Source organism: Pseudomonas onubensis (genome assembly GCF_965653655.1).
Lineage (GTDB): Bacteria > Pseudomonadota > Gammaproteobacteria > Pseudomonadales > Pseudomonadaceae > Aquipseudomonas.
In genome coordinates, this window is sequence record NZ_CBFHAZ010000279.1 from 1 (window position 1) to 447 (window position 447).

Annotated in this window: 1 protein-coding gene; it reads right to left on the minus strand. The window is 47.2% G+C overall.

Translation table 11 applies throughout. The features are described 5' to 3' along the window. Positions 1–447 (minus strand): LTA synthase family protein (locus tag ACTD9P_RS29950; protein WP_438870469.1); only part of this gene is annotated, 447 nt, incomplete at both ends.

Genomic DNA, 447 nt, shown 5'->3' on the forward strand with positions numbered 1-447 from the left:
TCGGCACAACGTCCATTTCACCGCCGTACGTATGGTTCACCCCGCCTTTTTTGCCGGGGATGCGAAGCATAAGCGGCACACGCTGATTCTGCGCGTTTTGATAAGGCGTAATTTCTTTGCCGAGAATTTCTTTCATCGCGCGGTTATGGTTTTCAGAGATTCCGTAATGGTCTCCGTAAAGCATAATCACCGAGTTGTCATATAAACCGGATGACTTCAGATCTTTAAAGAACTGTTCAAGCGCTTCGTCAAGATAACGCGCCGTCTGGAAATAGTCATCCACAGTCGCGTCGCCAGTTTTCGCTTTTTCGATCGTTGCGTCTTTTTCATCAAGCGTAAACGGATAATGGTTCGTCAGCGTGAGCAAATGCGCGTAGAACGGCTGTTTCAGCGACTGAAGCTTCGGTATAGATTCTTTGAAGAACGGTTTATCCTTCAGTCCCATAT